The sequence below is a fragment of the Streptomyces sp. NPDC049970 genome (assembly GCF_040660235.1).
GTDB lineage: Bacteria > Actinomycetota > Actinomycetes > Streptomycetales > Streptomycetaceae > Streptomyces.
In genome coordinates this window covers 503,885-515,469 of the sequence record NZ_JBFALP010000002.1, presented here as the reverse complement: position 1 = coordinate 515,469, position 11,585 = coordinate 503,885, and the positions used below count along the sequence as shown (strand labels likewise).

2 protein-coding genes (1 of these 2 cut by a window edge) are annotated in these 11,585 nt (G+C 69.8%); both read right to left on the bottom strand.

What is annotated here, in order from left to right; all coding sequences use genetic code 11:
• Positions 1 to 4: 4 nt before the first annotated feature.
• Positions 5 to 9,238: a type I polyketide synthase gene (locus tag AB0I83_RS05215; RefSeq protein WP_363303668.1), complete on the bottom strand. Its 9,234-nt coding sequence runs from the start codon at positions 9,236 to 9,238 to the stop codon at positions 5 to 7.
• Positions 9,235 to 11,585, bottom strand: partial view of a type I polyketide synthase gene (locus tag AB0I83_RS05210; RefSeq protein ID WP_363303667.1) — the 3' portion only. It continues 21,784 nt past the right edge of the window; 2,351 of the gene's 24,135 nt are visible here — the last part of the coding sequence; the start codon falls outside the window, past its right edge — the gene reads right to left on this strand; the stop codon is at positions 9,235 to 9,237. The genes AB0I83_RS05215 and AB0I83_RS05210 overlap by 4 nt, the downstream gene beginning before the upstream one ends.

The window sequence follows — 11,585 nt, the reverse complement described above, 5'->3', positions numbered from 1 at the left end:
AAGCTCACCGCGTCCCGATCTCGTTGTCAATGAGGGCAAAGATGTCGTCGGATGTTGCCGCTTCGATCTTTGCCGAGAGGTCGGCGGCATCCTCGTCGTCGGCTGCACCGTCCAGGCGTTTCATTAGCTGTTGCAGGCGTGAGGTGATCCTCAGCCGTGCGATCTCCTGCTCGGGCAGGGCGAGCAGAGCCGCTTCCAGACGGTTCAGATCTCCGTCGGCGTCTCGCACCTCATGGGGCGAGCCGTCGGAGAGCCCGCCCAGCAGGAAATCGGTGAGCGCGAGAGTGTTCGGATGGTCGAACACGAGCGTCGAGGGCAGTTTGAGTCCGGTCTGAGCCGCAAGGGCGTTCCGCAGTTCCACAGCGGTGAGCGAGTCGAAGCCGAGGTCGCGGAAGGCCTTCGACACGTCCACGGCAGTCGCATCGGTGAAACCCAGCACGGCCGCGACCTGGGTGCGTACGACGTCGGAGACCATGGCCCCGCGGGCGGCCCCTGAGACCCCGGCCAGTCGGCCCTTCAGCCCGCCTGTCTCCTGGCCGCTCTCGACCGGGGATGCACTCGGCGGGGCAAGTTCGGCCCACAGACGGTTGGCTCGGAGTGCCGTCACTGAGGGGACGAAACGCTTCCAGTCCACGTCGGCGACAGCCAGCGAACCGGAGGCGGAGGCGAGGATGCCGAGCGCGGCATCGGGATCCAGCGGTCGGACGCCGCCTCGACCGAGGCGTGCGAGGACGGCCGCGTCGTCCGCCATCCCGCCCTCGGCCCACGGACCCCACGCCACCGACGTACCCACCAGACCCTGAGCACGCCGAAACTCCACCAACGCGTCCAACGCCGCATTCGCCGCCGCATACGAACCCTGACCCGCACCACCCCACACACCCGCAGCAGACGAGAACACCACGAACGCATCCAACCGCCGACCAGCCAACGCCTCATGCAGAATCCAAGCCGCACCAGCCTTCGGACCCCACACACCACCAACCCGACCAGCCGTCAGACCACCAACAACCCCGTCATCCAACACACCCGCCGCATGAACCACAGCCGACACATCAAAACGCCCAACAAGCCGCGCCACATCAACCCGCGAACCCACATCACACGCCACCACATCAACCTCAGCACCGAGCGCACACAAACCATCACGCAACTCACGCGCACCGTCAGCCTCCAAACCCCGACGGCTCACCAACACCACACGCCCCGCGCCCCGCTCCACCACCCAACGCGCAACCCGAGCACCCAACACACCCGTTCCACCCGTGACCAACACCGTCCCCGACGGCGACCACGTCTCCACACCGGACCGCACAGGCGACCCAACCAACCGGCGCCCCAAAACCGCACCACCACGGACCGCCAACTCGTCCTCGTCACCCACACCCCCCGCCAACACCTCGACCAGCCTGCCGACAGCCGACCCCTCCGCCAGCACCGGCACGTCGACCAGACCACCCCAACGACCCGGCTCCTCCAACGCCACCACCCGGCCAAGACCCCACACACCGGCACGAACAGGCCGCGTCACCTCGTCCCCGGCCCCCACCGACACCGCACCCGACGTCACCGACCACACACGGCCCTCGAAGTCCACATCACCAAGCGCCTGCACCAACACCACAGACGCCACCAACCCACCAGGTGCACCCGAAGCGTGATCACTCTCGTCCTGACCCAGGAACGACACCACACGAACACAGCCCGCGAACTCCGCCAACCGCCCGGCGAGACCCTCCCGGTCCAGATCCCCGGCCGCCAACCGCAGACGACTCACCCGAGCCCCACGCACCGACAACTCATCAGCCAACGCATCCGCCCAAGCATCCTGGCCGGCAGCCGACTCCACCAGGAGCCAGCCACCCGAGACGCTTGGAGCACTCGGAAGTCCCAGGGGGGTCCACGTGATCTCGTACCGCAGCCGGTCGGCCGCCGCGCGGTCCAGGCGTCGGCGCTGCCATGCAGATAGCGTCGGGAGGATGTCGCGCAGAGGGGCTTCCGGGTCGACGCCGAACTCGGTGGCGAATCCGTCGGCGTCGCCACGCTCCACCACATCCCAGAACGCGGCGTCAGCATCTGCCGGTCCGGCACTGACGGCCTGTCGGCGAATGCTCGGCCAGTACCGGTTGCGCTGGAATGCGTACGTGGGCAGTTCGACGACAGCCGCACCGGTCGGGGCGTAAAACGCCGCCCAGTCGACCCGGCCGCCCTCCGCCCACAGGCCGCTCAACGCCGCAACCGCCGTACCCGGCTCCGACCGGTCACGGCGCAGCAACGACACCGCGAACACCGCGTCGTCACACGTCTCACCGATCGCCCCGACCAGACTCGCATCAGGACCCAGCTCGACGAACCGCGTCACACCCAGGGACTTGAGTCGGGCCACGGCATCCGCGAAACGGACCGTGCCCCGCACCTGGTCCACCCAGTACGCGGCCGTGAACACCTCGACGGATTCGCCCGTCAGCGTCGACACGACAGGGACCTGCGGACGGTCGTAAGCGATCCCTGCGGCAACCTCGGTGAACTGCTCAAGCATCGGGTCCATCAACGCCGAGTGGAAAGCGTGACTAACCTCCAGCCAACGCCCCTGACGCTCGGAAAGTCCGGACGCCACAGCCTCGACGGCCTCAAGCGCACCGGACAGGACCACCTGCCCCGGAGCATTCACCGCTGCCACCGACACACCATCCACCAGGTGCGGAGCGACTTCCTCAGGGGTCGCGCGTACCGCCCACATCGCACCACCTGCGGGCAACGCCTGCATCAGCGCAGCCCTGGCAGCCACCAGCCGACACGCGTCCTCCAGCGACAGCACACCAGACACATGCGCCGCCGCCAGCTCACCCACCGAATGCCCGACCAGATAATCCGGCCGCACACCCCACGACTCCACAAGACGGAACAACGCAACCTCAACCGCAAAAATCGCAGGCTGCGCCCAACCCGTGTTCCTCAAAGCCTCCGCATCATCGGACATCACCTCACGCAGAGGCCGGGACAGCAGGCCGTCGAACCGCGCACACACCTCATCGAGCGCCTCGGCGAACACAGGGAAGGCATCCGCCAACTCCACGCCCATACCGATCCGCTGACCACCCTGACCCGAGAACACGAACCCGGTCAGACCACCCCGCACCTCGACCGGCACCACATCCCCGGACACCAGCCCGGCCAACCCCTCACACAACTCACCCGCATCCGCACCCAGCACCACCGACCGGTGCTCCAGACCCGACCGAGCCGACCCCAAGGACAGACCCACATCCGCCACACCAAGACCCGCGACAGCCCGCAACAACCGACCCGCCTGAGCCGCCACCCCGGCAGCGGACCTGGCCGAGACCGGCCACGGAACCAGCGGGAGTCGCAGACCGCCTCCGACGTCCGGCACCGACGGCTGGGCCGGGGCCTCCTCGATGATCACGTGCGCGTTGGTACCGCTCACACCGAACGACGACACACCCGCCCGCCGAAGCCCATCCGCACCAGACCAGTCCCGCGCCTCGGACAGCAGCTCCACCGCACCCGCCGACCAGTCCACATGCGACGACGGCGTGTCCGCGTACAGCGTCTTCGGCAGAAGACCGTGCTCCATGGCGAGGATCATCTTCATCACGCCCGCGACACCCGCAGCCGCCTGCGTATGGCCGATGTTCGACTTGACCGACCCCAGCCACAACGGCCGCTCCTCGGGCCGGCCCTGGCCGTACGTCGCCAGCAGCGCCTGCGCCTCGATCGGGTCACCGAGCTTGGTCCCGGTACCGTGCGCCTCCACCACGTCGACCTCTGATGCGGCGACACCCGCGTTCGCCAGTGCCTGCCGGATCACGCGCTGCTGGGACGGGCCGTTCGGCGCCGTCAGACCGTTCGACGCACCGTCCTGGTTCACCGCCGAACCCCGCACCACCGCGAGCACCTGGTGCCCGTTACGACGCGCGTCCGACAGACGCTCCAGCACGAGGATGCCGACACCCTCGCCCCAGCCCGTCCCGTCCGCGTCGTCCGAGAACGCCTTGCACCGCCCGTCCCCGGCAAGACCGCTCTGACGCTCGAACTCCACGAAGGCGCCCGGTGTCGACATCACCGTCACACCACCGGCCAATGCCAGAGAGCACTCCCCCGACCTCAGCGACTGCGCAGCCATATGCATCGCGACGATCGACGCCGAACACGCCGTGTCGATCGTCACCGCCGGCCCCTCGAAGCCCAGCGCGTACGACACACGACCCGACAGCACACTGCCCGAGTTCCCGATTCCGGCGTACCCGTCCCCCGACTCACCGGCCAAGGCCAACAGTGCCGGATAGTCCTGCCCGTTGGTGCCGGCGAAGACGCCGACCGGCAGGCCGCGCAGAGACAGCGGTGCGATACCCGACCGCTCCAGCGACTCCCATGCGACTTCGAGGAGCAGCCGCTGCTGCGGGTCCATCGCCAACGCCTCACGCGGCGATATCCCGAACAGACCGGCATCGAAATCCGCGGCGCCCTCCAGGAAGCCGCCCACGCGGGCGAAGTCCTCTCCACCGTCGGCGATCACGTCCCAGCCCCGGTCGACGGGGAAGGCCCCCACCGCGTCGACACCGCCGGCGATCAGCCTCCAGAGGTCTTCGGGCGACGCAACACCCCCGGGGAAGCGGCAGCCCATGCCGACCACGACCACCGGGTCGTCGCCGGTGGACGATGCGGTGGGCACCAGCCCTTGGGCGGCGGCAGACGCGTCCTCACCGAACAGTTCAGTGACGAGGAAGTCGGCCAACACCTCGACCGACGGATAGTCGTACACAGCCGTCGAGGGCAGTTTGAGTCCGGTCTCCGCCGTAAGGGCGTTCCGCAGTTCCACGGCGGTGAGCGAGTCGAAGCCGAGGTCGCGGAAGGCCTTCGACACGTCCACGGCGGAAGCGTCCGTGAAGCCGAGTACGGCAGCAACCTGGCTACGCACGGAGGCTGTCACAGTCGAACGCCGGGCAACGCCTGAGGCGCAGGCCAGCCGTTCTCGCAGACCGCCCATCTCCGGCGCCGCACGCTGCACGGCGGCTACTCCGGGTGCGATGACGTCCCACAGCCGGTTGGTACGCAACGCGGTCATCCCTGGAACGAACCGCGCCCAGTCCACATCGACAACCGTCACACACCCGACAGCCGACCCCAGAAGCCCCACCGCAACATCCGGATCCAACGGAGACAGACCACCCCGACCGAGGCGTGCGACGACGGCCGCGTCGTCCGCCATCCCACCCTCGGCCCAAGGACCCCACGCCACCGACGTACCCACCAGACCCTGAGCACGCCGAAACTCCACCAACGCGTCCAACGCCGCATTCGCCGCCGCATACGAACCCTGACCCGCACCACCCCACACACCCGCAGCAGACGAGAACACCACGAACGCATCCAACCGCCTACCAGCCAACGCCTCATGCAGAATCCAAGCCGCACCAGCCTTCGGACCCCACACACCACCAACCCGACCAGCCGTCAGACCACCAACAACCCCGTCATCCAACACACCCGCCGCATGAACCACAGCCGACACATCAAAACGCTCAACAAGCCGCGCCACATCAGCCCGCGAGCCGACATCACACGCCACCACATCAACCTCAGCACCCAACGCACACAGGTCATCACGCAACTGCGGCGCGCCATCAGCCTCCAAACCCCGACGACTCACCAACACCACACGCCCCGCGCCCCGCTCCACCACCCAGCGCGCAACCCGAGCACCCAACACACCCGTACCACCCGTGACCAACACCGTCCCCGACGGCGACCACACCTGATCAGAGCCACTCACCCGCGCGGACACCAAGCGGCGCCCCAAGACCACACCACCACGAAGGGCGAGTTCATCCTCGTCACCCACACCCCCGGCCAACACCTCGACCAACCGGCCGACAGCACCGCTCTCCAGCAGCACAGGCACGTCAACCAGGCCACCCCAACGACCCGGCTCCTCCAACGCCACCACCCGGCCAAGACCCCACACACCGGCACGAACAGGCCGCGTCACCCCGTCCCCGGCCCCCACCGACACCGCACCCGACGTCACCGACCACACACGGCCCTCGAAGTCCACATCACCAAGCGCCTGCACCAACACCACAGACGCCACCAGCCCACCAGGTGCGCCCGAAGCGTGATCACTCTCGTCCTGACCCAGGAACGACACCACACGAACACAGTCCGCGAACTCGGCGAGCCGCGCGGCGAGACCCTCCCGGTCCAGATCCTCGGCTGCCAACCGCAGACGACCCACCCGAGCCCCACGCACCGACAACTCATCAGCCAGCGCATCCGCCCAGACGTCCTCAACAGCAGCCGACTCCATCAGGAGCCAGCCACCCGAAGTGTCGGAGACCTCGTCGGCAAGCACCGGCCGCCAGTCGAGCTCGTACCGCAGCCCGTCGCCCACGGCGCGCTCCCGTGGCTGTGGCAGCGCGCCATCGGGGTTCTGCATCCAGAAGCGTTCGCGGGCGAAGGGATACGTGGGCAGGTCGGTGAACCGTGCGTCGGTAGACCCGAAGAAGTCGTGCCAGTCCAGCGGGTAGCCGTCCGTCCACAGACGGGCCAGTGCCGTGACAGCTGTGGCCGGCTCGGCTCGGTCGCGCTGCAACAACGGGACCGCGAGCGCCGTGCTTTCGGTCGTCTCCTCGATGGCGCCGACCAGACTCGCATCGGGGCCGAGCTCGACGAAGCGAGTTACGCCCAGGTCCTTGAGCCGGGTGACCGCGTCGGCGAATCGGACCGTGCCCCGCACCTGGTCCACCCAGTACGCGCCGGTGAACTCCTCGACGGATTCGCCCGTCAGCGTCGAGACGACGGGGATCCGGGAACGCTCGTACGACAGCTGATCCGCCACGGCCCTGAACTCGTCCAGCATCGGGTCCATCAACGCCGAGTGGAAGGCGTGACTGACCTCCAGCCAACGACCCTGACGCTCGGACAGTGCGGACGCCACCTGCTCGACAGCCTCACGCACACCGGACAGAACAACCTGCCCTGGCGCGTTCACCGCTGCCACCGACACACCATCCACCAGGTGCGGAGCGACCTCCTCCGGGGTCGCCCGTACCGCCCACATCGCACCACCTGCGGGCAACGCCTGCATCAGCGCAGCCCTGGCAGCCACCAGCCGACACGCGTCCTCCAGCGACAGCACACCAGACACATGCGCCGCCGCCAGCTCACCCACCGAATGACCGACCAGATAATCCGGCCGCACACCCCACGACTCCACAAGACGGAACAACGCCACCTCAACGGCGAAAATCGCAGGCTGCGCCCATCCCGTATTCCTCAACGCCTCGGCATCACCGGACATCACTTCACGCAGAGGCCGGGACAACAGCCCGTCGAATCCCGCACACGCCTCGTCCAAAGCCGCCGCGAACACCGGGAACGAGGAAGCCAACTCCACACCCATACCGACCCGCTGACCACCCTGACCCGAGAACACGAACCCGGTCCGGTTCCTGGAGCGCCCCGCTCCCCCGCGTACCGTCCCCCGCACGACCTGGAGAGAGGGCTCGCCCGTGGCCAGTGCCGTCAGGTCGGGGAGGGCGGAGTCCACGTCCGACGCGAGGATGACGGCGCGGTGCTCGAAGGCGGCCCGGCCGTTGGCCAGGGTGTGCCCGATGTCGTGGGGCCGGGTGTCGGGGTGCGGTCCGGCGAGCTGCGCCCGCAGTCGGCCGGCGAGCTTCGGCAGGGCCTCGGGCTGCCGGGTGGACAGGGGCCAGGGTACGACCGGCGGGACCGTAGTCGGCTTCGCCGCCGGACGGGCGGGCTCCGCGTCCGGCTGCGGTTCGGCGCCCGCGGGGGCGGGCGCCTCCTCCAGGATGATGTGCGCGTTCGTGCCGCTGATGCCGAAGGACGACACCCCCGCACGGCGGGGGCGGTCCTCGCCGGACCATGCCCGCGCCTCGGACAGCAGCTCCACCGCACCCGCCGACCAGTCCACGTGCGACGACGGCGTGTCCGCGTACAGCGTCTTCGGCAGAAGACCGTGCCGCATCGCGAGCACCATCTTCATCACGCCCGCGACACCGGCGGCGGCCTGCGTGTGGCCGATGTTCGACTTGACCGAGCCGAGCCACAGGGGGCTGCCATCGGGCCGCTCCTGGCCGTACGTCGCCAGCAGGGCCTGCGCCTCGATCGGGTCGCCGAGCGTCGTACCCGTACCGTGCGCCTCCACCACGTCCACCTCGGACGGGGCCAGGCGGGCGTTCGTCAGTGCCTGCCGGATCACCCTTTGCTGCGACGGGCCGTTCGGGACGGTGAGGCCGTTCGAAGCGCCGTCCTGGTTGACCGCAGAGCCCCGCACCACCGCGAGCACCCGGTGGCCGTCGCGGAGGGCGTCCGACAGCCGGCCGAGGACGAGCAGGCCGGAGCCCTCCGACCAGCCGGTGCCGTCCGCGTCGTCCGAGAACGCCTTGCAGCGGCCGTCGGCGGCGAGGCCCTGCTGGCGGCTGAACTCGAGGAACATGCCGGGCGTCGACATAACGGTGACGCCGCCCACCAGGGCCAGTGAGCACTCGCCCGAGCGGAGCGACTGCACTGCCATGTGCATGGCCACCAGTGAGGAGGAGCAGGCGGTGTCCACCGTGACCGCCGGTCCCTTGAGGCCGAGGGTGTAGGCGATGCGCCCTGAGGCGACGGCCATCGAGTTGCCGGTCAGGAGGTAGCCCTCGACCCCCTGCGGCAGCTCGGTGAGATGGGAGCCGTACCCGGTGGAGGCCGCGCCGACGAAGACGCCGGTGTCGGTGTTCTTCAGGGTGGTGGGGTCGATACCGGCGTGCTCGAAGGCCTCCCACGACGTCTGGAGCAGCAGCCGCTGCTGCGGGTCCATGGCGAGTGCCTCGCGGGGGCTCATCCCGAAGAACGCCGGGTCGAACTCGGTCGCGTCGGGTACGAAACCGCCTTCACGGGTGTGGCTCGTGCCGGGCCGGGCGGGGTCGGAGCCGTGGAGCCGTTCCAGGTCCCAGCCGCGGTCGAAGGGGAACCCGGTCATCCCGTCGCCCTCGCCTTCGAGGAGCTCCCACAGGTCCTGCGGCGAGCGGACCCCGCCGGGGAGCCGGCAGCTCATGCCGATGATCGCGATGGGCTCGGTGCTCGCGGCCTCGATGTCGCGCAGCCGCCGGTGGGCCTGGCGGAGGTCGCCGGTGACCTTCTTGAGGTAGTCGAGCAGCTTCTGCTGCTCGCCGCCGTCAGCGCTGCGCACGATCCGGTTCTCGCTCAAGACGTCCCACCAAATTCCCCGTCGATCATTTTGAAGAGTTCGTCGGCCGTGGCCGACTCCAGCGCGTCGGCCTCGTCGTCACCGTCCGACGGTGCGCCGGGCGCGGCCCACTTGGCGGCGAGGCTCTGGAGACGCCGGTTGAGCACGTCGTCCAGCGTCCCGCCGGATGTGGCCCGCTCCAGCGCCCGTTCCAGCCGTTCGATGTCCTCCAGCGCCGCGTGTGCGGATGGCGCGGTGGCGCCACCGCCCGTACGGTCCCGGCCGCCGCCCAGGCCTCCCGTTCGGCCTTCGCCCTGGTCGTCGTCCGGTACGAGCTCGGTCAGCAGGTGCTCCGCCAGCGCGGCCGGGGTCGGATGGTCGAAGACCAGGGTGGCGGGCAGCCTTGACCCGGTCGCGGTGCCGAGCCGGTTGCGGAGTTCGATCGCGGTGAGCGAGTCGAAGCCCAGTTCGTTGAAGGCTTGTTCCGGATCGATCTCCTCGGCACCGCCGTGCCCGAGGACCGCCGCGGCCTGGGAGCAGACGAGGTCCAGCAGGTGGTCCGCCCGGTCGGCCGCCGGCAGCGCGCGCAGCTGGTCCGCCAGGGCGACGGCAGGTGCGACGGCCGCCGAGGCGGCGGTACGGCGCGGGGCGGGGCCTGCGAGGAGGCGCAGCAGCGGTGGCACGGCACCTTCGGCGAAGGTCCCGGGCGAGGTGTCGAGGCGCATCGGCAGGAGCGCCGCCTCGTCCACGGAGAGGGCGAAGTCGAGCAGGCCGAGTCCGGACTCCTCGGAGAGCGGCCTCAGTCCGGCCTGTGCCATGCGTGCCAGGTCCGTCTCGGTGAGGTGGCCTGTCATGCCTCGGTCGGCTGTCCACGGCCCCCAGGCCAGCGACACGGCGGGGACTCCGCGGTGCCTGGCCCAGCGGGCGAACTCGTCGAGGAAGGCGTTCGCCGCGGCGTAGTTGGCCTGTCCCGCACCGCCGAAGGTGCCGGCGGCGCCCGAGAAGAGGACGAAGGCGGCGAGGCCGGAGTCCTTGGTCAGCTCGTACAGGTTCAGTGCGGCGTCGGCCTTGGGACGCATCGTGTTGGCGAGGCGGTCCGGGCCGAGCGACAGGATCATCCCGTCGTCGACGACCCCTGCGACGTGGACGACCGCGGTCAGCGGGTGTGCCGCCGGGATCGTCCCCAGTGTTTGTGCGAGCGCCGCGCGGTCGGCCGCGTCGCACGCCTCGACGCGCGTGGTGGCGCCGAGGCCCTCCAGCTCGGCGACGAGTTCGGCGACGCCGTCGGCCGCCGGTCCGCGCCGGCTGGTGAGGAGCAGGTGCCGGACGCCGTGGTGCCGCACGAGGTGGCGGGCCACGTAGCGGCCCAGGCCGCCGGTGCCGCCGGTCACGAGCACGGTGCCGTCCGGGTCGGGCCGGGAGGGGACCGTGAGGACGACCTTGCCGATGTGCCTGGCCTGGCTCACCTGGCGGAAGGCCTCGGGTGAGCGGCGCACGTCCCAGCTCGTCAGCGGCAGGGGGCTCAGCGTTCCCGCTTCCACGAGGTGGAGCACCTCGGTGAGCATCTCGCCGATGCGCTCGGGTCCGGCCTCGATGAGGTCGAAGGCCCGGTATCCGACTCCCGGGTGCTGCGCGGCGACGTCGTCGGGGGTACGGACGTCCGTCTTGCCCATCTCCACGAACCGGCCGCCGGTGCCGAGCAGCCGCAGCGACGCGTCGACGTACTCGTGGGCCAGGGAGTTCAGGACCACGTCCACCCGGCCGGCCCGGGCCACCGTGCGGAAGCTGTCCTCGAAGTCGAGGTCGCGGGAGGACGCGATGTGCTCGTCGTCGAGTCCCAGTGCGCGCAGGCTGTCGTGCTTGCCCGGGCTCGCGGTACCGAACACCTCGGCGCCGAGGTGGCGGGCGAGTTGTACGGCGGCCATTCCCACGCCGCCGGCCGCCGCGTGGACGAGCACCGATTCGCCCTTCGCGACCTTCGCGAGGTCGACGAGCGCGTAGTACGCGGTGAGGAACACCACCGGTACGGACGCGGCCTGTTCGAAGGACCAGCCGTCCGGTATGCGGGCGATCATCCGCCGGTCGGCGACCGACACGGGCCCGAACGCCTTGCCGAACATGCCGAGGACGCGGTCGCCGGGTGCGAACCCGGCTGTGTCCGGGCCGACTTCGGTGACGATCCCGGCCCCTTCGACTCCCATCGGACCGGGCTCGCCCGGATACATGTCCAGGGCGTTGAGCACGTCCCGGAAGTTGAGTCCTGCGGCGCGCACCGCCACCCGGACCTGCCCGGACCCGAGCGGTTCGAGCACCTGCGGGTCGGCGGCGAGGGTCAGGTTGGCGAGGCTGCCGCGGCCGGTGCTGTCCA